General features: G+C 70.2%; 21 protein-coding genes. 14 read left to right on the top strand and 7 right to left on the bottom strand.

Features of this window, described 5'->3' with window-relative positions:
- The first annotated feature begins 52 nt into the window (after positions 1–52).
- From ASF45_RS18820 to ASF45_RS18770, 11 genes are all read left to right on the top strand, one after another.
- Positions 53–2782: an HAD-IC family P-type ATPase gene (locus ASF45_RS18820; RefSeq protein WP_056666046.1), complete on the top strand. Its 2730-nt coding sequence runs from the start codon at positions 53–55 to the stop codon at positions 2780–2782.
- Positions 2779–3669, top strand: coding sequence for a universal stress protein (locus ASF45_RS18815; RefSeq protein ID WP_056666043.1), 891 nt, complete (start codon positions 2779–2781; stop codon positions 3667–3669). Before ASF45_RS18820 ends, ASF45_RS18815 begins: the two co-directional genes overlap by 4 nt.
- A 160-nt stretch (positions 3670–3829) precedes the next feature.
- Positions 3830–4105 carry a DUF4148 domain-containing protein gene (locus ASF45_RS34690; RefSeq protein WP_162244033.1) on the top strand — a complete coding sequence of 92 codons (276 nt, stop codon included), beginning with the start codon at positions 3830–3832 and terminating at the stop codon, positions 4103–4105.
- A gap of 460 nt (positions 4106–4565) precedes the next feature.
- Positions 4566–5849, top strand: coding sequence for a solute carrier family 23 protein (locus ASF45_RS18805; RefSeq protein WP_056666036.1), 1284 nt, complete (start codon positions 4566–4568; stop codon positions 5847–5849).
- Between the two features lie 4 nt (positions 5850–5853).
- Positions 5854–6738 carry a LysR family transcriptional regulator gene (locus ASF45_RS18800; RefSeq protein WP_056666032.1) on the top strand — a complete coding sequence of 295 codons (885 nt, stop codon included), beginning with the start codon at positions 5854–5856 and terminating at the stop codon, positions 6736–6738.
- A gap of 106 nt (positions 6739–6844) precedes the next feature.
- Positions 6845–7822: a tripartite tricarboxylate transporter substrate binding protein gene (locus ASF45_RS18795; RefSeq protein WP_056666028.1), complete on the top strand. Its 978-nt coding sequence runs from the start codon at positions 6845–6847 to the stop codon at positions 7820–7822.
- 5 nt (positions 7823–7827) lie between these two features.
- Complete coding sequence (locus ASF45_RS18790; protein ID WP_056666025.1) at positions 7828–9000, top strand: CaiB/BaiF CoA-transferase family protein; 1173 nt, start codon at positions 7828–7830, stop codon at positions 8998–9000.
- Complete coding sequence (locus ASF45_RS18785; protein ID WP_056666022.1) at positions 8997–9758, top strand: enoyl-CoA hydratase; 762 nt, start codon at positions 8997–8999, stop codon at positions 9756–9758. Before ASF45_RS18790 ends, ASF45_RS18785 begins: the two co-directional genes overlap by 4 nt.
- Before the next feature lie 65 nt (positions 9759–9823).
- On the top strand, positions 9824–12388 hold the full coding sequence (locus ASF45_RS18780; protein WP_056666020.1) for a ligase-associated DNA damage response DEXH box helicase: 2565 nt from the start codon (positions 9824–9826) through the stop codon (positions 12386–12388).
- Entirely contained in the window at positions 12385–13047 is a 663-nt protein-coding gene (gene pdeM, locus ASF45_RS18775; protein WP_056666017.1) for a ligase-associated DNA damage response endonuclease PdeM, read from the top strand. The genes ASF45_RS18780 and pdeM overlap by 4 nt, the downstream gene beginning before the upstream one ends.
- 111 nt (positions 13048–13158) lie before the next feature.
- Positions 13159–14154 carry a tripartite tricarboxylate transporter substrate binding protein gene (locus tag ASF45_RS18770; RefSeq protein WP_056666014.1) on the top strand — a complete coding sequence of 332 codons (996 nt, stop codon included), beginning with the start codon at positions 13159–13161 and terminating at the stop codon, positions 14152–14154.
- A gap of 19 nt (positions 14155–14173) precedes the next feature.
- Here the strand turns inward: ASF45_RS18770 and ASF45_RS18765 are convergent, their stop codons facing one another.
- Positions 14174–14701 (bottom strand): helix-turn-helix domain-containing protein, encoded by a 528-nt coding sequence (locus ASF45_RS18765; protein ID WP_063887721.1) that lies wholly within the window; start codon positions 14699–14701, stop codon positions 14174–14176.
- A 95-nt stretch (positions 14702–14796) separates the two neighbouring features.
- Here ASF45_RS18765 and ASF45_RS18760 point away from each other — a divergent pair, with 95 nt between their 5' ends.
- The 3 genes from ASF45_RS18760 to ASF45_RS18750 are packed head-to-tail and all read left to right on the top strand — an operon-like array spanning position 14797 to position 17265.
- A complete protein-coding gene (locus tag ASF45_RS18760) occupies positions 14797–15786 on the top strand; it encodes a tripartite tricarboxylate transporter substrate binding protein (protein WP_056666009.1) in 990 nt (329 codons plus the stop codon).
- 7 nt (positions 15787–15793) lie between these two features.
- On the top strand, positions 15794–16441 hold the full coding sequence (locus ASF45_RS18755) for a glutathione S-transferase family protein (RefSeq protein WP_056666005.1): 648 nt from the start codon (positions 15794–15796) through the stop codon (positions 16439–16441).
- A 20-nt stretch (positions 16442–16461) separates the two neighbouring features.
- Positions 16462–17265 (top strand): aldolase, encoded by an 804-nt coding sequence (locus ASF45_RS18750; RefSeq protein ID WP_056666001.1) that lies wholly within the window; start codon positions 16462–16464, stop codon positions 17263–17265.
- A gap of 53 nt (positions 17266–17318) precedes the next feature.
- Here ASF45_RS18750 and ASF45_RS18745 read toward each other — a convergent pair whose 3' ends face one another.
- The 6 genes from ASF45_RS18745 to cyoB are packed head-to-tail and all read right to left on the bottom strand — an operon-like array spanning position 17319 to position 22976.
- Positions 17319–17864, bottom strand: coding sequence for a response regulator transcription factor (locus tag ASF45_RS18745; protein WP_056665999.1), 546 nt, complete (start codon positions 17862–17864; stop codon positions 17319–17321).
- Positions 17854–19188 carry an ATP-binding protein gene (locus ASF45_RS18740; RefSeq protein WP_056665996.1) on the bottom strand — a complete coding sequence of 445 codons (1335 nt, stop codon included), beginning with the start codon at positions 19186–19188 and terminating at the stop codon, positions 17854–17856. Before ASF45_RS18740 ends, ASF45_RS18745 begins: the two co-directional genes overlap by 11 nt.
- A gap of 12 nt (positions 19189–19200) precedes the next feature.
- Positions 19201–19929, bottom strand: a complete 729-nt coding sequence (locus ASF45_RS18735) for an SURF1 family protein (protein WP_056665993.1) — start codon at positions 19927–19929, stop codon at positions 19201–19203.
- Positions 19926–20342, bottom strand: a complete 417-nt coding sequence (cyoD, locus tag ASF45_RS18730; protein ID WP_156473091.1) for a cytochrome o ubiquinol oxidase subunit IV — start codon at positions 20340–20342, stop codon at positions 19926–19928. The genes ASF45_RS18735 and cyoD overlap by 4 nt, the downstream gene beginning before the upstream one ends.
- Positions 20342–20980, bottom strand: coding sequence for a cytochrome o ubiquinol oxidase subunit III (cyoC, locus tag ASF45_RS18725; protein WP_056665988.1), 639 nt, complete (start codon positions 20978–20980; stop codon positions 20342–20344). Before cyoC ends, cyoD begins: the two co-directional genes overlap by 1 nt.
- On the bottom strand, positions 20973–22976 hold the full coding sequence (gene cyoB / locus ASF45_RS18720) for a cytochrome o ubiquinol oxidase subunit I (RefSeq protein ID WP_056666960.1): 2004 nt from the start codon (positions 22974–22976) through the stop codon (positions 20973–20975). The genes cyoC and cyoB overlap by 8 nt, the downstream gene beginning before the upstream one ends.
- Positions 22977–22983 lie beyond the last annotated feature (7 nt).

Here is a 22983-nt window from a genome sequence, read left to right as displayed (position 1 = left end):
CGCCAGCGTTCTATTGGCCTCGAATGCGGGCCGGCTATGTTGTATTGCGGGCATGGTCTCCTCCACTGCATTTTCCACAAGCGCGCAGGACTGGCACAGCCTCGCGCCCGATGCCGCGCTGGCGGCGCTGAACGCCAGCCGCGCAGGCCTGGACCCGGCGGACGCGGCCGTCCGGTTGGCCGCCCACGGCCCCAACGCGCTGCCCGCTGCGCCGCGCGCGCACCCGCTGCGGCGGCTGCTCGCACAGTTCAACAACGCGTTGATCCTGTTCCTGCTCGGCGCGGCCGTCGTCGCCGGCGCGCTGGGGCATTGGGTCGATGCCAGCGTGATCGTGGGCGTGGTGCTGGTCAACGCCATCGTCGGCTTCGTGCAGGAGGGCAAGGCCGAGCAGGCGCTGGCGGCCCTGCACGGCATGCTGGCGCCCAACGCGCGCGTGCTGCGCGGCGGCCAGCGCGCCACCGTGGCGGTGGCCAGTCTGGTGCCCGGCGACCTGGTGCTGCTGGAGGCTGGCGACCGCGTGCCCGCCGACCTGCGGCTGCTGCGTGCGCGCGGCCTGCTCGTGGACGAGGCCATCCTCACGGGCGAGTCGGTGGCCGCCAGCAAATCCGAGGTGGCCGTCGAGGCCGCTGCCGCGCTCGGCGACCGCACGGGCATGGCCTACTCCGGCACGCTGGTGGCGGCCGGGCAGGGCCTGGGCCTGGTGGTGGCCACCGGCGTGCAGACCGAGATCGGCCGCATCAGCAGCCTGCTGGGCGGCGTGCAGTCGCTGGCCACGCCGCTGCTGCGCAAGATCGACGCCTTCGGCCGTCGTTTCACGGCCCTGTCGCTCGCGCTGGCTGCCGCGCTGTTCGCGTTCGCCGTGGGCGTGCAGGGCATGGAGTGGGTGCCGGCCTTGATGGTCGTGGTGGCCATCGCCGTGAGCCTGGTGCCCGAGAGCCTGCCGGCCGTGATCACGATCACGCTGGCCATCGGCGTGCGCCGCATGGCCGCGCGCCAGGCCATCGTGCGCCGGCTCCCGGCCGTGGAGACGCTGGGCGCCACGACCGTGATCTGCTCCGACAAAACCGGCACGCTCACGCGCAACGAGATGACGGCTTGCCGCGTGGCCACGGCCGGTGCCTGCATCGCTGTGGGCGGCTCGGGCTATGCGCCGGTCGGCGCCCTGGATCTGCCGCCGGGGCAGGAGGCGTTGGCCGCCAATGCGCGCCTGCTCATCGAGGCCGGGCTGCTGTGCAACGACGCGCAGCTGGCGCAGGACGCAGCCGGTCAGTGGAAGGTCGATGGCGACCCCATGGAAGGCGCGCTCGTGGCCCTGGCCATGAAGGCCGGCCTGGCGCCTGCCGCGTTGCGCGCCGGCCAGCCGCGCAGCGACGAGATCCCGTTCGATGCGCAGCACCGCTTCATGGCCACGCTGCATGCACACACCAGCGGCCAGGCCCTGCTGGTCGTGAAGGGCGCGCCCGAGCGCGTGCTGGCCATGGCCACGGCCCAGCTGGGTGCCAGTGGCCAGCCCGAGCCGCTGGATGGCGCGCACTGGCAGGCGGCCATTGCCGCGGCCGCCTCGGCGGGCGAGCGCGTGCTGGGCTTCGCGCTGCGCCAGCTGCCTTCGGCGCCGGTGCCGCTGGACTTCGGCGCGGTGACCGACCTCGTGTTCCTGGGCCTGGTGGGCTTCATCGACCCGCCGCGTGCCGAGGCCATGGCGGCCGTGGCCGATTGCCGCTCCGCCGGCATCCGCGTGAAGATGATCACGGGCGACCACGCGGCCACGGCCGCCGCCATCGCGGCGCAGCTGGGCCTGTCCGATGCGCCCGTGGTGGCCACGGGCGCCGATGTGGACGCGGCCGACGATGCCGCGCTGCGCGTGCTGGCCGCCCGCGTCGACGTGTTCGCCCGCACCGACCCCGCGCACAAGCTGCGCGTCGTGCGTGCGCTGCAAGGCGAGGGCGAGGTCGTGGCCATGACCGGCGACGGCGTCAACGACGCGCCCTCGCTCAAGCAGGCCGACGTGGGCGTGGCCATGGGCCACAAGGGCACGGACGCGGCCAGGGAGGCGGCGCAGGTCGTGCTGGCCGACGACAACTTCGCCTCCATCGTGGCAGCCGTGCGCGAGGGCCGCACGGTCTATGACAACATCCGCAAGGTCATCGCCTGGACGCTGCCGACCAATGGCGGCGAGGTGCTGGCCATCGTGGCCGCGCTGCTGCTGGGCCTCACGCTGCCGATGACCGCGCCGCAGATCCTGTGGGTCAACATGGTGCTGACCATCACGCTGGGCCTGGTGCTGGCCTTCGAGCCGGCCGAGCCCGGCGTGATGGCGCGGCCGCCGCGCGCGCCCGACGCGGCGCTGCTGTCGCCTTTCATGCTCTGGCGCATCGTGTTCGTCTCGCTGCTGTTCACGCTGGGCGCATTCGGCATCTTCGCGTGGGGACAATGGCGCGGCCACGCCGACGCGCTCAGCCGTACCATGGTGGTCAACGTGCTGTGCGTGATGGAGATCTTCTACCTGTTCAACGTGCGCTACCTGCACATGCGCTCGTTCACCTGGACCGGTGCGCGCGGCACGCCGGCCGTGCTGTGGGCCGTGGCGCTGGTGGTGATGGCCCAGCTGGCCTTCACCTACGCGCCGTGGATGCAGACACTGTTCGACACGCGCGACGTGCCGCTGGCCGACGGGCTGCTGATCCTGGCCATCGGCGCGGCCTCGATGGTGGTGCTGGAGATCGAGAAGGCCTTGCTGCGCCGCTGGCGGCTGTTCGACGAGTTGAAGGGAAACGCGACATGACCGAAGCCATGCGCCAGAGCGTGCTGCTGGCCACCGACCTGGGCCCGCGCAGCGACCGCGCACTCGACCGCGCGCTGCTGCTGGCGCGCGCGTGGCGCGTGCCCCTGGTGGCGCTGACCGTGGTGCCCGGCGGTGCCGGACTGGTCTCGCACCCGGTGCTGGCGCTGTCGTCCGACGCCGTGGCGCAGCGTGCGGCGCGCCGCCAGGCCGAACGCCGGCTGCGCGCCGACCTGGCCGACGCGAGCGTGCCGCCCATCGTGCGCGTGGAGCAGGGCGAGTTGACGAGCACCGTGCTGGCCGTGGCCCAGGCCGAGCGCTGCGGCCTGATCGTGACGGGGGTGGCGCGCCACGAGGCGCTCGCGCGCGTGCTGCTGGGCTCCACCGTGGAGGCGCTGGCACGGCGCGCACCAGTGCCGCTGCTGGTGGTGCGCGAGCGCGCGCGGGCCGCCTACACCCAGGTGCTGGTCACCAGCGATTTCTCCGAGCATGCGCGCCATGCGCTGCAGACGGCCGTGGCGCTGTTCCCGCAGGCCAGCTTCACGCTGTTCCATGCCTTCGGCAACCCGTACCCGCTGCTGGCCGGCATGGACGTGGAGCAGGCACGCCAGGCCGGCCGCGCCGTGGCCGAGGAGCAGGCGCGGCTGTTCCTGGACGCCACGCCGCTGCCGGCCGCCGTGCGCGCGCGCACCACGCTGCGCCTGGCCTACGGCGACCCTGGTCTGCTGCTGCGCGAGCATGGTGCGGAGCACCTGGGCGAACTCGTGGTGCTGGGCACGCAGCGCCGCTCCGGCCTCACGGGCCTGCTGCTGGGCAGCGTGGCCGAGCGCGTGCTGGAACTTGCCGAAAGCGACGTGCTCGTGGTGCCGCCGCGGCCTGCAGTCGGCTGAGCGCTCGGGCTCGTTCGAAGTGAGGATGTTGGTCGGTCGCGCGAACTGAACAATGCAGCCATCGGTGCGGTGCGCATACCCGGGAACCCCATCGAGCACGCCGCGGGCATGGGGTCTGCGGCGTTGGATGAGCTGCAACCCTTATTGCGAGGACCGAACCATGAACACCCGACTGATCGCGTCGTCCTGGATGGCCGCCGCCACCTTTGTCGCCATGCCCAGCCTTGCCGACGTGCACGCGTCCGGCGAGGTGGGCTACATCCCGCCCAGCACGAGCGCGCCCAGCACGCTCACGCGGGCCGAGGTGACCGCCCAGCTGGAGCAGGCGCAGCGCGAAGGCGCGATGCCGCCGAACGGGGAAGGCGCCGACACCGGCGCCATCACCGCACCGCAGCCCCGGCTGCTGGCCGAGCAGCAGAACCTGGCTGCGCGCTGAGCCGCAGGCGGTTTGCACAACGGCAACTGGCGGTTGCCACCGCGAGTTGCGTTGTGGCGGGCGGTACTGGTACGCCGGCAGCACCACTGCGCATGCTGCGGCGGCGGATCGAGCAGCAGAGGCGCCACCGTGCAGATGGAGGTGTCGTCGTCCTTGCAGAGTGCTGCCTGCAAGTCGCTCGCGATGGCGCGTCCTGGAGGCGGATTCGCCGGCCCGAGACCCACCGGGCAGCGTGTCCTTCGTTCTCGAACTCTGTGAAGAGGCGGCGTTGCACTGCACGCGGCGGAGTCGGCATCGGAATGGCCAATTGCATGGGCGTGCCCCGTTGTGAAGGGTGCTCACCGTACGGGGGGCGCCGCAGCAGCGCATCCTTTGGAATGACGATGGCGCAGGCGCAGAATGCGCGCTCGCATGCGGCCCGCTGGCCGCAACAAAACATCACAACGAGGAGAACCATGTCATGCGCGGTCTGTTTCCCGACTGGACCCTGAAGACCGGCGGCGAAGTCGCCCCCGACGAACGCCTGCCCACCGGCCAGACCATCGCCATGGGCGTGCAGCATGTGGTGGCCATGTTCGGCTCCACGGCGCTGGCGCCCATCCTGATGGGCTTCGACCCCAACACCGCGATCTTCTTCTCCGGCATCGGCACGCTGATCTTCTTCCTGATGACGGGCGGCCGGCTGCCGAGCTACCTGGGTTCGAGCTTCGCCTTCATCGGCGTGGTCATCGCGGCCACGGGCTATGCGGGCAGCGGGCCCAACGCCAACATCGGCGTGGCGCTGGGCGGCATCATCGCCTGCGGCTTGCTGTACTTCCTGATCGGCCTGGTCGTGCAGGTGGCCGGCACGGGCTGGATCGAGCGGCTCATGCCGCCCATCGTGACCGGCACCGTGGTGGCGGCCATCGGCCTGAACCTGGCGCCCGTGGCGGTCAAGATGCTGGGCGCCACGCCTGTGGAGACCGGCATCGGGCTGCTGACGGCGCTGGCCGTGGGCCTGATCGCGGTGCGCAGCCACGGTGTGGCCGGGCGGCTGCCCATCCTGCTCGGCGCGCTGTGCGGCTATGCCTTGTACTGGGTCGCGGCCAACGGCCTGGGCTGGGCCAAGCCCATCGACTTCTCGGGCGTGGGCCAGGCCGCGTGGGTCGGCCTGCCCAAGTTCAGCGCGCCCGTGTTCGACGGCACGGCCATGCTCTTGATCGCTCCCGTGGCCGTGATCCTGGTGGCCGAGAACCTGGGCCATGTGAAAGGGCTGGCGGCCATGACGGGCCGCAATTTCGACCCGCTGATGGGCCGCGCCTTCATGGCCGACGGCATCGCCACCATGGTCTCGGGCGCCGGTGGCGGCACGGGTGTGACCACCTACGCCGAGAACATGGGCGTGATGGCGGTCACGCGCATCTATTCCACGCTGGTGTTCGTGGTGGCCGCGCTGGTGGCGCTGGCGCTGGGCTTCTCGCCCAAGTTCGGCGCGCTGATCCTGACGCTGCCGGTGCCCGTGATCGGCGGCCTGGCGCTGGTGGTGTTCGGCCTGATCGCGGCCACGGGCGGGCGCATCTGGGTGCAGAGCAAAGTGGACTTCTCGCGCCCGCGCAATCTGATCACGGCCGGCGTGGCGCTGACGGCCGGGGCCGGCGACCTGACGCTGTCCATCGCGGGCTTCAAGATGGGCGGCATCGGCACGGCGACCTTCGGCGCCATCGTGCTCTACCACCTGCTGCGCGAGCGCGACGCGGCCCGCTGAGGGCATGAAGCTCGACTCCACCACGGTCCAGCTGGTCCTCGCGATCGCCGAGGAAGGCAGCATCTCGCGTGCGGCCGACAAGCTGAACCTCGCGGTGGCTGCCGCGTCCCGGCGCGTGACCGACCTGGAAGCGCAGCTGGGCACCCGGCTGTTCAAGCGCCAGCCGCACGGGGTCCGGGTCACCGAGGCCGGCGAGCGCCTGCTGGCCCATGTCCGGCAGATCGACAACCTGATCGGCCGGCTCGCGGGCGATGCCCAGGTGCTGGGCCAGGGCCGCGACGGCCGCATCATCATCGGTGCGCCCAAGGCGGCCATCATCCAGTTCCTCGCGGCAGACATCGCGCGGCTGCGCGATGCGTACCCGCAGATCGCGCTCAAGATCCTGGAGGAGAACAGCAAGATCGTGCAGCAGCTGCTGCGCGACAAGGTCATCGACGTGGGCATCTACGAGAAGACCAGCGGTTTCCTCGACCTGCCCAAGTTCGACTACCGACAGGACCGGCTGGTGCTGGTCTACAGCCGGCGGCATTTCGGCTTCGACGCCGCCACCGTGGGCATCGACGACATCCTCGATCTGCCCATCGTGAGCCTGGGCAAGGGCTCCGCCGTGCTGGCGGCGGTGCAGCGGGCCTACCGCAGCCGCGGCCGGTCGTTCCCCAACGACTTTTCCGCCAGCGGCTTCGACACCATGCTGGCGCTGGTGCGGCATGGCCTGGGCGTGGGCCTGATGCCGCCCGAGGTGCTGCGCAGCTTCCATCCGGAAGACGCTTTGGGCTCGGTCGAACTCGATGGCGACTGGCACCGGCGGGCCTACGTGCTGTCGTTCGTCGACGGCCATGCACAGGAGCAGGTGCTGCGCAACGTGGTGGGGCAGCTGCGCGGGGCCTGAACGAGGCTGGTTTCGCAGATCGCGAATCCAGGCATGCGTTCCACGCCATTGCCGCGGTCCGGGTGCGGCGCGACAGTCGCGGCACCACCCGAGGAGACCGCACCGCATGCAACGCAGACACTTCCTGGCCGGCGCCACCGCCGCACTGGCCGCCCCCTGGTCGCTGGCCGCCACCGAGCTGCCCAAGGGCACCATCAAGATCTATGTCGGCTGGGCGCCGGGCGGCGGCACCGACGTGTTCGCGCGCATCGTCGGGCAGAAGCTGTCCGAGCTGTGGGGCCGCCCGGTGGTGGTCGAGAACAAGCCCGGCGCCACCGGCGCGCTGGCGGCCGGCTTCTTCGCGCAGACGCGCTTCACCGACGGGCTGAACCTGCTGATGGCGCACGTGAACACGCACGCCATCGGCCCGCACATCTTCAAGGCCATCAGCTACGACCCGCTCAAGGACTTCGCGCCCATCGCCATGGTGGGCGCCACACCGCACATCCTGGTGACCAGCGCCGCCCGTCAGGGCGCGAGCACCGTCAAGGAAGTGGTGGAGGAGTGCCGCAAGAACCCCGGCAAGATCAGCTTCGGCTCGTCGGGCACGGGCTCGGTGCAGCACCTGTGCGCGGCGATGTTCAACATGGCTGCGGGCGTGGAGACCATCCACATCCCCTACAAGGGCTCCGGCCCGCTGCAGACCGACCTGATCGGCGGGCAGATCGACTACAGCTTCGACACCATGACGGCCGCCACGGCGCAGGTGAAGGCGAAGAAGACTGCCGCCATCGCGCAGACCCGCGTGCAGCGCGCCAAGGGCTTCCCGGACCTGACGACCATGGACGCGCAGGGCTTCAAGGGCTTCGACGTGTCGAGCTGGTACGGCGTGGTCGGCCCCAGGGACATGTCCAAGGACCTGGCGACGCTGATCAATGCCGACATCAACAAGGTGCTGGCCATGCCCGACGTGGTGGCGCGCTTCGACGGATTCGGCGTCGAAGACGGCGGCGGCAGCGTCGACAAGTTCGCCGGCTTCATGGCCAGCGAGTTCAAGAAGTGGGGCGAAGTGGTGCGCACCGCAAAAATCACGGAAGAAGGCTGAAAGACATGACTGCAACCCGACCCCTCCCGCTGCAAGGCGTGCGCGTGCTGGACGTGAGCCAGGTCATGGCAGGCCCCTTCGCCTGCATGATGCTGGCCGACATGGGCGCCGACGTGATCAAGGTCGAACCGCCCGGCGGCGACCAGACCCGGGGCGCCATGGGTTTCAAGATGAAGGGCCCCGATTCGATGGGCTTCCTGAACATGAACCGCAACAAGCGCTCGCTGACGCTGGACCTCAAGACCGACGAGGACCGCGCCACCTTCTACGAGCTGGCCAAGACCGCCGACGTGATCGTCGAGAACTACCGCCCCGGCGCGGTGCAGCGCCTGCGGATCGACTACGCGTCGATCCGCGCGATCAACCCGAGGATCGTCTACGTCAGCATTTCCGGCTTCGGCCAGAGCGGCCCCTGGGCCGAGCGGCCGGGCTTCGACCTGATGGCGCAGGCCATGTCGGGCGTGATGAGCGTGACCGGCTATCCGGGCGAGAAGCCGGTGAAGGCCGGCGTGCCGGTGGCCGACATCGGCTGCGCGCTGTTCGCCACCTCGGCGCTGCTGGCCGCCTACATCGGCGCGCAGAAGACGGGGCAGGGCCAGCACATCGACGCGTCGCTGTTCGACGCGGCGATGGCGTTCTCGATCTGGGACATGTCGGAGTACTGGGGCACGGGCGCGGCACCCACCAAGCTGGGCACCAGCAACAAGATGAGCGCGCCCTACCAGGCGGTGCAGGCGCGCGACGGCTACTTCGTGATGGGCGCCACCAACCAGAAGCTGTGGGCCAAGCTGTGTGCGCTGCTGGAGCGACCCGACCTGGCGGCGCATGCCGACTACGCCAGCGTGTCGCTGCGGCTCAAGCACCGCGAGGCGCTGATCGCGGCGCTGGAAGAGACGCTCACCCAGCGCGACAGCGAAGAATGGATCGCCGCGATGCTGGCCACCGGCATCCCGGCCGGCCCGATCCTGAGCTACCCCGAAGCCTTCGAGGGCGAACACGGCACGCACCGGCGCATGTGCATGGAGATCGACCATCCCATCGAGGGCAAGGTCAAGAACATCGGCTTTCCGGTCAAGCTCCTGGGCACGCCGCAGCAGGTGCGCCGGCACCCGCCGCTGCTGGGCGAGCACAACGCCGAGATCCTGGCCGAGCTGCAGGCCCGGGCGGTGACGGCATGAGCCAGGCCGACTGCGTGCGCCTGCAGGTCCACGCCTCGGGCGCGGCCGAGATCGTGATCGACCGGCCGCAGCGCCACAACGCGATGACGCTGCCGATGTACGAGGCGCTGCTGGCGCACATCTCCACCTGCCAGCGCGATGGCGCGGTGCGCAGCGTGCTGTTCCGCGGCACGGGCGGCAAGTCCTTCATCTCGGGCACGGACATCGGGCACTTCGCGAACTTCCGCGAAGGGCAGCAAGGCATCGCCTACGAGGCTTTCGTCGAGCGCGTGATCGACGCGGTGGAGCGCATTGCCGTGCCCACGATCGCCGTCATCGAAGGCTGGGCCGTGGGCGGCGGCCTGGCATTGGCCACGGCCTGCGATTTCCGGCTGTGCAGCGAAGGCTCGCGCTTCGGCGCGCCGATCGCCAAGACCTTGTCCAACACCCTGTCGTCGCGCAATATCGCGCGGCTGCAGGCGGCGCTGGGGGTGCCGCGCGTCAAACGCATGCTGCTTCTGGCCGAGTACCTGAGCGCGCCCGAGGCGGTGGCCTGTGGCTACGTGCACGCGATGTGCCCGGCGGCCGCGCTGGGCGAGGCGGCACACGCGCTGGCCGGGCGGCTGATGGCCTTGTCGCCGGTCACGCACAAGGCGGTGAAGGAGAGCATCCGCCGCATCGTGGTGGAGCAGCGGCTGGACGACGACGACATCGTCGCAGAGGTCTACGCCAGCCAGGCGTTCCGCGACGGCGTGGCAGGGTTCATCGGCAAGTCCTGACCGGCCCCCGCAACGCGGGCTTGTCCTGCGTGGAACGCGCGCACGGCGTGGCATGCTGCGCGGCGATGAAGACAGCGCTACGGACTTGGTTCACCACACGCGGCTGGAAGCCGTTCGCGTTCCAGCGCGCGGTCTGGCAGGCGCTGGCCAAGGGCCAGAGCGGCCTGCTGCACGCCACCACGGGCGCCGGCAAGACCTACGCGGTCTGGCTCGGTGCACTGGGTGCCTTCGCCGGCAAGCCCCCCGCGCGTGGCGCAGCGATGCCGCTCACGGTGCTGTGGATCACGCCGATGCGCGCCTTGGCCGCCGACACGCTGCGCGCCTTGCGCGAGCCGCTGGCCGACCTGGCGCCGCACTGGACGGCCGGCGCGCGCAGCGGCGACACCACCTCGGCCGAGCGCAGCGCGCAGGACCGGCGCCTGCCCTCGGTGCTGGTGACCACGCCCGAGAGCCTGTCGCTGCTGCTGGCACGGGCCGGTGCGCGCGAGCTGTTCATGCACCTGCAACTGGTGGTGGTGGACGAATGGCACGAGCTGCTGGGCAACAAGCGCGGCGTGCAGGTGCAGCTGGCGCTGGCCCGGCTGCGGCAGTGGCGGCCGGCGCTGTGCACCTGGGGCATGTCGGCCACGCTGGGCAACCTGGAGCAGGCCATGGCGGTGTTGCTGGGGCCAGGGTCTGCGGGCCAGCTCGTGCGCGGCGCCGTGCCCAAGAAGCTGGCCATCGACACGCTGCTGCCGCCGCGCGCCGAGCGCTTCCCCTGGGCCGGCCACCTGGGGCTGGCCATGCTGCCGCAGGTGGTGGCCGAGCTGGAGACGAGCAGCACCGCGCTGGTGTTCACCAACACGCGCTCGCAGTCCGAGATCTGGTACCAGGCGCTGCTGGAGGCGCGGCCCGACTGGGCCGGCAGCATCGCGCTGCACCACGGCTCGCTGGACCGCGCGGTGCGCGAGTGGGTGGAGGCCGGGCTCAAGGCCGGCCAGCTGCGCGCCGTGGTCTGCACCTCCAGCCTGGACCTGGGCGTGGACTTCCTGCCCGTGGAGCGCGTGCTGCAGATCGGCTCGCCCAAGGGCGTGGCGCGGCTGCTGCAACGCGCCGGGCGCTCGGGGCACGCGCCGGGCCGGCCGTCGCGCATCACGCTGGTGCCCACGCACAGCCTGGAACTGGTGGAGGGCGCGGCCGCGCGTGCGGCGGTGCAGGCGGGGCTGGTGGAGGCGCGGGACCCGCCGTCGCAGCCGCTCGATGTGCTGGTGCAGCACCTGGTGACGGTGGCGTTGGGCGGCGGCTTCGTGCCCGATGCCCTGTATGCCGAAGTGCGCAGCACCCATGCCTACGCGCAGCTGGACGCCGAGCGCTGGCAGTGGTGCCTCAACTTCGTGCGCCAGGGCGGCGCGGCGCTGACGGCCTACCCGGACTACCACCGCGCGGTGCCGGACGAGCAGGGCGTCTGGCGCGTGCCCGATGCGCGGCTGGCGCGCCGGCACCGCGCCAACATCGGCACCATCGTGGCGGATGCGAGCATGGTCGTGCAGTACGTGGGCGGGGCGCGCATCGGCAGCGTGGAGGAGGGGTTCGCGGCGCGCTTGCGGCCCGGTGATGCGTTCATGTTCGGTGGGCGCCTGCTGGAGCTGGTGCGCATCCACGACATGACGGCCTGGGTGCGGCGCGCCAGCGGCAAGAAGGCCGCGGTGCCGCGATGGAACGGCGGGCGCATGCCGCTGTCCTCGCTGCTGGCCGACGCTGCCGTCGTCGCGCTGGCCAGCGCCAACGAAGGCCACTACGACAGCCCCGAGATGCGCAGTGCGCAACCGCTGCTCGATGTGCAGCGGCGCTGGTCTGCACTGCCCACGCCCGAGACCCTGCTCGCCGAAACCCTGAAGTCACGGGAAGGCTGGCACCTGTTCCTCTACCCCTTCGCCGGCCGGCAGGTGCACCTGGGGCTGGCCAGTCTGCTGGCCTGGCGGGCTGCGCAACAGGCGCCGCGCACCTTCTCCATCGCCGTGAACGACTACGGCTTCGAGCTGCTCAGCGCCACCGAGGTCGACTGGGCCACGCTGCTGCCCCAGCTGCTGCACCAGGACCATGATGGCCCGGCGCTGCTGGCCGAGGTGCTGGCCAGCCTCAACGCGGGCGAAATGGCGCAACGGCGCTTTCGCGAGATCGCGCGCGTCTCGGGCCTGGTCTTTCAGAGCCACCCGGGCGAGCGGCGCAGCAGCCGCCAGCTGCAGGCGTCGTCGTCGCTGTTCTGGGAGGTGTTCCGCAAGTACGACCCGGCCAACCAGCTGCTGGTGCAGGCCGAGCAGGAGTTGCTGGCGCAGGAGCTGGAAGTCGGCCGGCTGCAGTCGGCCCTGCAGCGCATGAACGACCGGCAGCTGGTGCTGTGCGCCCTGGCGCGGCCCACGCCGTTCGCGTTTCCGCTCATGGTGGAGCGCTTTCGCGAGCAGTTGTCCAACGAGCGGGTGGCCGACCGCATCGCGCGCATGCTGGCCCAGCTCGAGCGTGCCGCGGGGGGCGAGGCCGCCAGCGAGCCCGAGGACGATGTGGCGCAGGTGCAGGCTGGCTTGCAGTTCGGGCAGCAGACCGATCTGGGCAAGGCTGCCCGCAAGCCGCCCCGCCGGAGACACGGCCTGTGAACCCGGGCCAACGCGTGGTCTGGGCCGGCGAGCCGCTGGTGCTGCTGCCCGAGCGCGCGGTGTGGTGGCCGGCCCGCCACACGCTGCTGATCGCCGACCTGCACCTGGGCAAGGCCGCCACCTTCCGCGCCGCGGGCCAGCCGGTGCCGGCCGGCACCACCCAGCGCAATCTGGCGCGGCTGGACATGCTGATCGCCCGGCATGGCGCACAGGCCCTGGTGGTGCTGGGCGACTTCCTGCACGCCGAGCAGGCCCGCACGCCGGCCCTGCTGGACGCGCTGGCCACATGGTGCGCGCGGCATGCGGCGCTGGCCATCACGCTGGTGCGGGGCAACCACGACAGCCACGCCGGCGATCCGCCGCCGGGGCTGGACATCGCCGTGGTCGACGAGCCGCACCTGCTCGGGCCGTTCGCGTGTTGCCACCATCCGCAGCGCCACGCCACGCACTTCGTGCTGGCAGGCCACGTGCACCCGGCCTGTGTGCTGCAGGGCCCGGGCCGCGACCGGCTGCGGCTGCCGTGCTTCGTGGCCGAGGACGGCCAGGCCTGGCTGGCGGCCTTCGGCGAATTCACGGGCGGCTGGCGTGTGGACGCTGCACCGGGCAGGCGGCGCTATGCGGTCGGCGACGGGCAGGTCTGGGCGCTGCCCACGGCGTGAGCGTCTGCGGGAATCCGCGGGTTACGTCGCGCTGCCGCGGCCCCGATGATGCGGCCCGGCGGCCGTGTCCTGCGCGCCGCCGCACCACCCCACACCAGGAGGAAGACACGCATGCGCCCGACCCCCGACCTCTCGCGCCGCCGCACCCTGCAGGGCATGGCGACGCTCGCCGCCGGCAGCCTGGTGCCCGGCCTGCAGGCACAGACGGCACGCTGGCCCGACAGGCCGCTGCGCGTGGTCGTGCCGTTCCCGCCCGGCGGCCTGACCGACGCCTACGCGCGCCTGTTCGCCGACCACTTCACGCAGACGCTGGGCCAGCCCTCGGTGGTGGACAACCGGCCCGGCGGCGGCGCCATCATCGGCATCAGCCAGGTGGCCAAGGCGCAGCCGGACGGCTACACGCTGCTGGTCTCCACCTCGGGCACGGTCTGGCAGAACCGCGTGCTCTACAGCAAGCTGCCCTACAACCTGGACACCGACCTCACGCCGATCGCGCTGTTTCCCTCGGGCCCGCTGGCCGTGGCCGTGGCGCCCGACGTGCCGGCGAAGAACATGCGCGAATTCATCGCCTATGCGCGGGAGCGCCAAGTCAACATGGCCAGCTACGCGCCGGGCGCGTACCCGCACATGGTGGCCGACCAGCTCAACCGCCATGCCGGCACCAAGATCCAGACCATCATGTACAAGGGCGAGTCGCCGATGTGGGTGGACGTGGCGGGCAACTCGGCCCAGATCGGCATCGGCAGCTACCAGGCCTTCAACACCGTGCAGGGCCGCGGTGTGCGGCCCATCGGCGTGACCGGCAACTACCGCTCGCCCAAGATGCCCGACGTGCCCACGCTGGCCGAGCAGGGCATCGCCACGCCACTGGTCAAGCTGGAAGGCGGCCTGGCCCTGATGGCGCCCGCCGGCACGCCCGAGGCCGTGCTGCTGGCGCTGAACAAGGTGGCGCTGGCCTGCGTGGAGACCGAGCGCGGCAGCAAGCTGCGCGAGAGCTTCGGCATCCCCAACAAGCCCAAGGACCTGGCCGGTACGCGGCGCGACTGGGACACCGAGGTGCCGATCTGGATCAAGCTGGCCGTGGAGCTGGGCATCAAGCTGGACTGAGCGCAGCGGGGCAGGGGGCTCAGTCCTCCTGCGCGATCACCAGCAGCACCGAAGCCTGCTGCTTGCCGACCGAGGTGATCTTGTGCGGGATGCTGGAGTTGAAGTGCGCCGAATCGCCGGCGCGCAGCGTCTCGGTGCGCTGCGCCAGCTGCAGCACGACCTGGCCCTTGAGCACGTAAAGGATCTCCTCGCCACGGTGGTGGCTCATGGGGTGGTTGCGCACGGGCTCGTCGGTCGGGTTCAGCACGAAGGCCACCATCTTGTGGTCGGGCAGCGCGCTGGAGACCATGCGCGGCGCATGCAGCGCCGGCTCCGGCGCCGCCTCGGCGCGCCGGATCACCACCGGATCGCTGTCGGAGGGTTCGGCGAACACTTCCTCCACGGGAACGCGCAAGGCCTTGGCCAGCTTCAGCGCGGCACCGACGGACGGCGTGGACAGGCCGCGCTCCAGCCGCGAGACGTAGCTCTTCGTCAGGTCGCTCGCCTGCGCCAGATCCTCCAGCGTCATGCCGGCTTGCACGCGCAGGATCTTCAACTTGATTGACATGTTGCGTACAGGAAACTTGTTTCCTAGAATATTCTTGGTTTCCAGATCTGCATCAAGGCGGATCCGGCATGGGTTTGCTAACCAAGGAGTATGGTATGTCGCTGCGCACACGCCTTCGGGCACTGGTTCTCGTGGTCTCCTGCGGCCTGGCCGCGACGCTGGCGGTGACCACCGCAGCGTCGGCCCAGTCCTATCCTTCCAAGCCGGTCCGGCTCATCATTCCTTTCGGCGCCGGTGGCATCACCGACGTGGCGGGCCGGCTGGTCGGGCAGCACCTGGGCGAGGAGCTCGGCCAGCCGGTGGTGATCGACAACCGCGCCGGTGCCGGCGGCGCCATCGCGGCGCAGGCGCTGGCGCAGGCCCAGCCCGACGGCTACACGCTGCTGCTGGGCACCGTGGGCACCCAGGTCGTCAACAAGATGCTCTACAGCAAGCTGGCCTACGACCCCGCAGCCCTGGTGCCCGTGTCGCTGGTGAGCAACTCGCCCTACGTGCTGGCGGTCAACGGCGTGCCCGGCGTGAACGACCTGCCAGGCCTGGTCGCCTATGCCAAGGCGCACCCTGGCGCACTGAACTTCGGCTCGGCCGGCAACGGCAGTTCGCCGCACCTGGGCATCGAACTGTTCAAGCTGGCGAGCGGCACGCAGATCGTCCACGTGCCGTTCAAGAGCGGTGCGGAGGCCGTGAACGCGGCACTCAGCGGGCAGGTGCAGATCGTGATCGATGCCTTGCCGGTCATCGCGCCCCATGCCAGGACGGGAAAACTCAAGCTGCTGGCCATCGCCGACGAGCAGCGCAGCCCGGCCGCGCCGCAATTACCGACCAGTACCGAGCAGAAGCTGCCCGAGTTCCAGATCGGCTCTTGGAATGCGCTGGTGGCTCCGCCGGGCACGCCTGCCGCGCAGGTGGACGTCCTGAACGCGGCGCTGGCCCGCGCCATGAAGCGCCCGGCGCTGGTGGCGCGCCTGGCCGAGATGGGCATCGAGCCGATGCAGACCGGCGTGCCGGCCTACCTGGCGCATGCCCAGCGCGAGACTGCCAAGTGGAGCCGGGTGATCCAGGCCGCCGGCACCAAGCTGGACTGACACGCCCATGCAGCTCTACGACACACAGCGCTCGGGCAACGCCTGGAAGGTGCGCCTGATGGCGGGCCTGCTGGGCCTGCCGCTGGCGCGGCAGACCCTGTCGATCGACCGCGGCGACCTGGCGCAGCCGGCCTTTCTGGCCATCGCCCCGTTGGCGCAGGTGCCCGTTCTCGAACTGGACGACGGCAGCCACCTGGCCGAGTCCATGGCCATCCTGTACTACCTGGCCCAGCCCACCGCCTGGTGGCCCCAGGCCCTGGCCGACCAGGCCAGGGTGCTGACCTGGCTGGCGTTCGAGCAGGAGCGGCACATGAAGCCGCTGGCCAAGCTGCGCCTGCACCTGGCCCTGCACCGCAACCGCGACCCGCAGGCGGCGCAGATGCAGGCCTACGCCCACGAGGCCCGCGAGGCGCTGGCGCTGCTGGAGGCACAACTGCAGCGCCAGGGCCCAGCCGGCTGGGTCGCCACCATGGACCACCCCAGCATTGCCGATGTCGCGCTGTACCCCTACACGCGCATGGCGCCCATGGGCGGCATCGACCTGGCGGCCTATCCCGGCATCGTGGCCTGGCTGCAACGCATCGAAGACCTGCCGGGCTATGCCGCGCTGTTCCCGGGCGAGCCCGGGCGCAACCTTTCCACCCTCGAAACCTGATTCCGCAAGGAGGAGACCCCATGGCATCCACGACCGACACCTTCACGCTCGACAAGGACGCGCTCGTCGCGCTGTCCCACCGGCAGATGGACGCTCACCTGGCCGACAGCGGCTACACGCTGCGCCAGAAGCTGGCGCTGACCTGCCGCATCCTGTTCGACAACGGCCACGATTCCGGCCTGGCCGGCCAGATCACCGCGCGCACGGGCCAGCCCGGCGAGTTCTACACCCAGCGCCTGGGCCTGGGCTTCGACGAGATCGCCGAGGACAACCTGCTGCGCGTGGACGAGGATCTCAACGTGCTCGAAGGCGACGGCATGGCCAACCCGGCCAACCGTTTCCACTCCTGGGTCTACCGCGCGCGGCCCGATGTGAACTGCATCGTGCACACGCACGCCGTGCACACGGCGGCGCTGGGCATGCTGGAGCAGCCGCTGATCGTCTCGCACATGGACAACTGCGTGCTCTACAACGACGTGGCCTTCGTCGGCCAATGGCCGGGCATCCCGGTGGGCAACGAGGAGGGCGAGTTCATCTCGGCGGCACTGGGCGACAAACGGGCGCTGCTGCTCTCGCACCACGGCCTGCTGGTGGCCGCCACCAGCGTCGAAGAAGCCTGCGTGCTGGCCATCGCGTTCGAGCGCGCGGCGCGCATGCAGCTGCTGGCCATGGCCGCCGGCGAGGTGCAGCCGATCGACCCGCGCCTGGGCCAGGAGGCGCACGACTGGATCCTGCGGCCCAAACGCAATGCGGTGGCCTTCGACTACCACGCGCGACGCGCGCTGAAGAACCCGCACCACGCCGACTGCATGCGCCCGCGCTGACGGCAGGCCTGCCCGGACGGGCTGCAGGACGCACGCGCCCGGCCCGGCGCGCGCTATTTCACCTGTTGCTTCTCGAGCTTGCGCGCCAGCGTGCGCCGGTGCATGCCCAGGCGGCGCGCGGTCTCGGAGATGTTGAAGCCGGTTTCGGCCAGCATCTGGTGGATGCGCTCCCACTCCAGCGTCTTGATCGAGCTCTGGCGGTTCGTCAGCTCGACCTCGGTCGTACCCTCGGCGCGGCCGAAGGCGGCCTCGATGTCGTCGGTGTTCGACGGCTTGGCCAGGTAGTGGCAGGCTCCCAGCTTGATCGCCTCCACGGCGGTGGCGATGCTGGCAAAGCCGGTCAGCACCACGATCAGCATGGTCTCGTCGCGCGCGCTGAGGGTCTGCACGCAGGCCAGGCCCGAGGCCTCGCCGGCCAGCTTCAAGTCGACCACGGCGTGGCTCGGTGCGAAGTCCTGCAATTGCACCAGCAGCTGCTCCAGGCCGGTGGCCACGCGCACGGCGTAGCCGCGGCGCTCGAACGAGCGCGCCAGCGTGCGGGCGAAGGCGGCATCGTCCTCAACGATCAGCAGGCGGCGTTCCAGGGGCTCATCGGTCATCGGCGCTATCTTCCTCCTGCAGGGCAATGGCCGGCAGCGGCAGGGTGATTCGGACCTCGGCACCGCCGCCGTCCAGGTTGCGGGCGGCGACGTAGCCGCCCAGTGTGCGCGCCACGTTGACGACCAGGAACAGGCCCAGGCCGCGGCCGGGCTGGCCCTTGCTGGACTGGTAGGGCTTGCCGAGCTGCGCAAGCATCTGCGAGGCGAAGCCGGGGCCGCGGTCGCGCACGGTGAGCACCAGCTGGTCGCCGCTGCGCGTGGCCTGCAGGCGCACGTGGTCGGGCGAGACCTCGGCCGCGTTGTCCAGCACGTTGACCATCATCTGCTGAATGGCGGAGTCCGCCACCATGGCCAGGTCGTCGCCGATCTGGTTGTCGAAGACGAAGCCGGGGCAGGGCCGGCGCTGGCGCCAGCGCTGCACCACCTCGTCCAGGAAGGCGTTCAGCGTGGTGGCGCGCGAGGATTCGCCGCGCGCCTCCCCGGCCGACAGCAGGATGCCGCTCACGATGGCCTTGCAGCGCGCGACCTGGGCCTGCATCTCGGCCACGTCGTCGGCCAGCTCGGGCTCGGAGCTGAAGTGCGGCAGATGCTGCCAGTCGCCCAGGATCACCGCGAGCGTGGACAGCGGCGTGCCCAGCTCGTGCGCCGCGCCGGATGCGAGCAGGCCCATGCGCACGATGTGCTCCTCCTCGGCCGCGCGCTGGCGCAGTGCGGCCAGACGCCCATCGCGTTCGCGCAGGTTGCCGACGATGCGCGTGATGAAGGTCACCAGAAGCGCAGCCGTGAGTGCGAAGCTCACCAGGGTGCCCATCATGTAGGGGCTGGCCAGGCCGCGGTGGTGGTCGGGCGCCAGCGCGAGCGGCTGGGCCCACAGCGCCAGCGCGGCGAAGCAGGCCGAGGTCACGCCCACCATGGTCCAGGTGGCCCAGGCCGGCAGCAGCACGGCGCCGAGGATCACCTGCAGCAGGTACAGGAACACGAAGGGGTTGGTGGCGCCGCCGGACAGGTACAACTGGGCCGTGAGCGCGGCCACGTCCACGAGCAACGCGACCAGGAGCTCCACGCTGGTCACACGCCGGCCCGTGCGCGCGCGCAGCAGCGACAGCACGTTGAAGGCCACCAGGCAGCCCAGCACGGTCAGCATGGGCTCGACCGGGATTGCGATGCGCAGGCCGTAGTGCACGACTTCGATGGTCAGCACCTGGCCGAACACGGCGATCCAGCGCAGCTGGATCAGCTGCTGCAGATTCTTGAGGCCGGCCGCCTTGTCGGGGCCGGCCGGGCGCGCGGAAGGGGGCGCGGCGCCGGTGGTGGAAGCAGGCATGGGGCCGGATTGTCAGTCCGGCAAGCGGCGCGTCGAGCGCCACGCATACCACCCGCCGGCCGCCACCATGGCCGCCAGCGCGAACCAGGTCAGCGCATAGACCAGGTGGTTGTCGGTGAAGCGCAGCACCGTGAGCCCGCCCACGGGCCACTGGCCGGCAGGCGTCGCCTGCGCATCGACGAAGTAGGGCGCGACGCGGTCGGCGGGCAGGCCGCGCGCGGCGGCGATGGCCGCCACGTCGCGCGAATGCCAGCGGTTGGCCGCCGGGTCGTTCTCGCGCAGGAAGCCGCCATGCGGTTCGCTGATGCGCAGCAGGCCGGTGACACTGACCGGGCCGGCCGGCGGAGCGGCCGCGCGCCTGGCGGGGTCGCGCCGGTCGGGTGGCACGAAGCCACGGTTGACGAGCACGATGCTGCCGTCCTGCAGGCGCAGCGGCGTGAGCACCCAGAAGCCGGCGCCCAGCGTGGTACTGGCCTGCACCAGGGCCTCGTCGGCGTGCAGGAATTCGCCTTGCAGGCGCAGGCGGCGGTACTCGAAATCAAGGGGAGCGGCCTGGATTGCGGGCCAGGCCCGCGCGTCCGGCGGGGCCACCGGCGCGGCACTGACGCGCGCCTCGGTGCGCGCGATCAGGCCCTTCTTCCAGCCCAGGCGCTGAACCTGCCAGGTGCCCAGCGCGAGGAACACCGCACTCAGCAGGGCCGCGGCCAGCAGCACCCAGGGCAGGCCGCGCGCACGGGTCATTGCGTGTGGCGCTGGTGCGCCGCAGCGGGTTGCTGCTGGTGCTCGCCGTGCGAGGGCATCATGTTGGCGTTCATGTGGAACATGACCCACAGCGTGCCGGCGATCGCAATCGCCACGAAGACCACCGTGAACATGGTGGACAGCATGGTCCAGCCGCCCTCGACCTTGCCGTTCATGTGCAGGAAGTACACCATGTGCACGAGCACCTGCACGATGGCGAAGCCGCCCAGCACCAGGATGGCCGTGGTGCGATCCTGGATCACGTTGGCCATGACCAGCCAGAACGGGATGGCCGTCAGGATGACGGACAGCACGAAGCCGATCACGTACTCGCGCATCGAGCTGTGCGGGCCGACGTCGCCGTGGTGGTCATCGTGGTGACCGTCGTGGTGTGCATGGGTATCCGAGGCCATCACAGCACTCCCATCAAATAGACGAAGGTGAAGACGCCGATCCAGACAACGTCCAGAAAGTGCCAGAACATCGACAGGCACATCAGCCGGCGCTTGTTCTCGTGGATCAGGCCGTGCTTGGCGATCTGCACCATGAGCACGACCAGCCAGATGGAGCCGAAGGTTACGTGCAGGCCGTGGGTGCCGACCAGCGCGAAGAAGGCCGACATGGCGGCGCTGCTCTGCGGGCCGGCGCCTTCGTGGATCAGGTGGCGGAACTCGTAGAGTTCCACGGCCAGGAAGGCCAGGCCGAACAGGCCCGTGACGGCCAGCCAGATCAGCGTGCCGCTCTTGTCGTTGACCTGCTTGCGCAGCATGGCGAAGCCGAAGGTGATGGACGAGAGCAGCAGGAAGGCCGTGTTGAGGGCCACCAGCTTGAGATCGAACAGCTCGGCACCGCCTGCGCCGCCGGCGAAGCTGCGGCCCAGCACGCCCCAGGTGGCGAACAGGGCGGCGAAGATGAGGCAGTCGCTCATCAGGTAAAGCCAGAAGCCCAGCGCGGTGCCGTTCTCCGGGTGCGGTTCGTGCGCGAGGTGGTACTCGCGCACTGCGGTGGCGCCGTGCGCGCCGTGAACGCTTGAATGAGCCAGATCAGCCATGTTGTGCCAGCAGTTGGGTGCGCGCGTTTTCCGTGGTGACCACTTCAGCCGCCGGGATGTGGTAGTCGCGCTTGTAGTTGAAGGTGTGGACGATGGCGCCGATCACGATGGCCGCGAACGAGGCGATGGCCAGCGGCCACATGTGCCAGATCAGCGCGAAGCCCCAGACCAGCGAGAGCACCGAGAGCACCACGCCGGAGCCAGTGTTCAGCGGCATGTGGATGGCCTGGAAGCCGGACAGCGGGCGCTTGTAGCCGTGCTTCTTCATGTCCCACCAGGCGTCCACGTCGTGCACCACCGGGGTGAAGGCGAAGTTGTACTGCGGCGGGGGCGAGGAGGTGGCCCATTCCAGCGTGCGGCCGTCCCACGGATCGCCCGTGTGGTCGCGCAGCTGGTCGCGCTTCAAATAGCTCACGCCCAGCTGGACCAGGAAGGCGCCGATGCCCAGAGCGACGATGCCGGCGCCGCAGGCGGCGATCACGAACCAGATCTGCAGGGAAGGATCTTCGAAGTGGTTGGCGCGGCGCGTGACGCCCATCAGGCCCAGCACGTACAGCGGCGTGAACGCCACCCAGAAGCCGACCAGCCAGCACCAGAACGAGACCTTGCCCCAGAACTCGTCCAGCTTGTAGCCGAAGGCCTTGGGGAACCAGTAGTTGATGCCGGCGAACATGGCGAACACCACGCCGCCGATGATCACGTTGTGGAAATGGGCGATCAGGAACAGGCTGTTGTGCAGCACGAAGTCCGCGGGCGGCACGGCCAGCAGCACGCCCGTCATGCCGCCGATGGCGAAGGTGACCATGAAGCCCACCGTCCACAGCATGGGCACCGTGAAGCGGATGCGGCCGCGGTACATGGTGAACAGCCAGTTGAAGATCTTGGCCCCGGTCGGGATCGAGATGATCATGGTGGTGATGCCGAAGAAGGCGTTCACGCTGGCGCCCGAGCCCATCGTGAAGAAGTGGTGCAGCCACACCAGGTACGACAGCACGGTGATACACACCGTGGCGTACACCATGGAGGTGTAGCCGAACAGGCGCTTGCGGCTGAAGGTGGCCACGACTTCGGAGAACACGCCGAAGGCCGGCAGCACCAGGATGTAGACCTCGGGGTGGCCCCAGATCCAGATCAGGTTCACGTACAGCATGGGGTTGCCGCCCAGGTCGTTCGTGAAGAAGTTGGTGCCCAGGTAGCGGTCCAGGCTCATCAGCACCAGGGCGGCCGTCAGCACCGGGAACGAGGCCACGATCAGCGCGTTGGTGCACAGCGCCGTCCAGGTGAAGATCGGCATCTTCATCATGTCCATGCCGGGCGCGCGCATCTTCACGATGGTCACCAGCAGGTTGATGCCTGACAGCGTGGTGCCGACCCCCGCGATCTGCAATGACCAGATGTAGTAGTCCAGCCCGACCCCGGGGTTCTGGTGGCCCAGGTTGGACAGCGCCAGCCAGCCCGAGGTGGAGAACTCACCCAGGAACAGCGAGACCATCACGAGAACGGCACCGGCCGTGGTCATCCAGAAACTGAAATTGTTCAGGAACGGGAAGGCCACGTCGCGCGCGCCGATCTGCAGCGGCACGAGGTAGTTCATGAGGCCCGTGACCAGCGGCATGGCCACGAAGAAGATCATGATCACGCCGTGCGCCGTGAACACCTGGTCGTAGTGGTGCGGCGGCAGGTAGCCCATGTTCTCGCCGAAGGCCATGGACTGCTGCAGGCGCATCATGACGGCGTCGGCGAAGCCGCGCAGCAGCATCACGATGCCCAGCACCATGTACATGATGCCGATCTTCTTGTGGTCGATGCTGCACAGCCAGTCGCGCCACATCGGGCCCCACAGGCGGAACTTGGTGAGCAGCGCGAGCACGAACAGGCCACCCAGGCAGACGGCGATGAAGGTCCACAGCAGGATGGGTTCGTGGGACATCGGAATCGAGTCCCAGGTGATGCGGCCCAGCAACCAGTGTGCAGGCGCGGTCGTGTGTTCGGTCATGGCCATG

Origin of the sequence: Pseudorhodoferax sp. Leaf265, from assembly GCF_001422365.1 — a bacterium.
Taxonomy (GTDB): Bacteria; Pseudomonadota; Gammaproteobacteria; order Burkholderiales; family Burkholderiaceae_C; genus Pseudorhodoferax.
The sequence above is the reverse complement of the archived record's forward strand: the minus strand, read 5'-3'. Positions and strand labels throughout refer to the sequence as shown.

Excerpts from the sequence above, each read along its gene's own strand:
- ASF45_RS18820 (WP_056666046.1), top strand. The coding sequence starts at position 53 with ATGGTCTCCTCCACTGCATTTTCCACAAGCGCGCAGGACTGGCACAGC.
- ASF45_RS18815 (WP_056666043.1), top strand. The coding sequence starts at position 2,779 with ATGACCGAAGCCATGCGCCAGAGCGTGCTGCTGGCCACCGACCTGGGC.
- ASF45_RS34690 (WP_162244033.1), top strand. The coding sequence starts at position 3,830 with ATGAACACCCGACTGATCGCGTCGTCCTGGATGGCCGCCGCCACCTTT.
- ASF45_RS18805 (WP_056666036.1), top strand. The coding sequence starts at position 4,566 with ATGCGCGGTCTGTTTCCCGACTGGACCCTGAAGACCGGCGGCGAAGTC.
- ASF45_RS18800 (WP_056666032.1), top strand. The coding sequence starts at position 5,854 with ATGAAGCTCGACTCCACCACGGTCCAGCTGGTCCTCGCGATCGCCGAG.
- ASF45_RS18795 (WP_056666028.1), top strand. The coding sequence starts at position 6,845 with ATGCAACGCAGACACTTCCTGGCCGGCGCCACCGCCGCACTGGCCGCC.
- ASF45_RS18790 (WP_056666025.1), top strand. The coding sequence starts at position 7,828 with ATGACTGCAACCCGACCCCTCCCGCTGCAAGGCGTGCGCGTGCTGGAC.
- ASF45_RS18785 (WP_056666022.1), top strand. The coding sequence starts at position 8,997 with ATGAGCCAGGCCGACTGCGTGCGCCTGCAGGTCCACGCCTCGGGCGCG.
- ASF45_RS18780 (WP_056666020.1), top strand. The coding sequence starts at position 9,824 with ATGAAGACAGCGCTACGGACTTGGTTCACCACACGCGGCTGGAAGCCG.
- ASF45_RS18770 (WP_056666014.1), top strand. The coding sequence starts at position 13,159 with ATGCGCCCGACCCCCGACCTCTCGCGCCGCCGCACCCTGCAGGGCATG.
- ASF45_RS18765 (WP_063887721.1), bottom strand. The coding sequence starts at position 14,701 with ATGTCAATCAAGTTGAAGATCCTGCGCGTGCAAGCCGGCATGACGCTG.
- ASF45_RS18760 (WP_056666009.1), top strand. The coding sequence starts at position 14,797 with ATGTCGCTGCGCACACGCCTTCGGGCACTGGTTCTCGTGGTCTCCTGC.
- ASF45_RS18755 (WP_056666005.1), top strand. The coding sequence starts at position 15,794 with ATGCAGCTCTACGACACACAGCGCTCGGGCAACGCCTGGAAGGTGCGC.
- ASF45_RS18750 (WP_056666001.1), top strand. The coding sequence starts at position 16,462 with ATGGCATCCACGACCGACACCTTCACGCTCGACAAGGACGCGCTCGTC.
- ASF45_RS18745 (WP_056665999.1), bottom strand. The coding sequence starts at position 17,864 with ATGACCGATGAGCCCCTGGAACGCCGCCTGCTGATCGTTGAGGACGAT.
- ASF45_RS18740 (WP_056665996.1), bottom strand. The coding sequence starts at position 19,188 with ATGCCTGCTTCCACCACCGGCGCCGCGCCCCCTTCCGCGCGCCCGGCC.
- ASF45_RS18735 (WP_056665993.1), bottom strand. The coding sequence starts at position 19,929 with ATGACCCGTGCGCGCGGCCTGCCCTGGGTGCTGCTGGCCGCGGCCCTG.
- cyoD (WP_156473091.1), bottom strand. The coding sequence starts at position 20,342 with ATGGCCTCGGATACCCATGCACACCACGACGGTCACCACGATGACCAC.
- cyoC (WP_056665988.1), bottom strand. The coding sequence starts at position 20,980 with ATGGCTGATCTGGCTCATTCAAGCGTTCACGGCGCGCACGGCGCCACC.
- cyoB (WP_056666960.1), bottom strand. The coding sequence starts at position 22,976 with ATGACCGAACACACGACCGCGCCTGCACACTGGTTGCTGGGCCGCATC.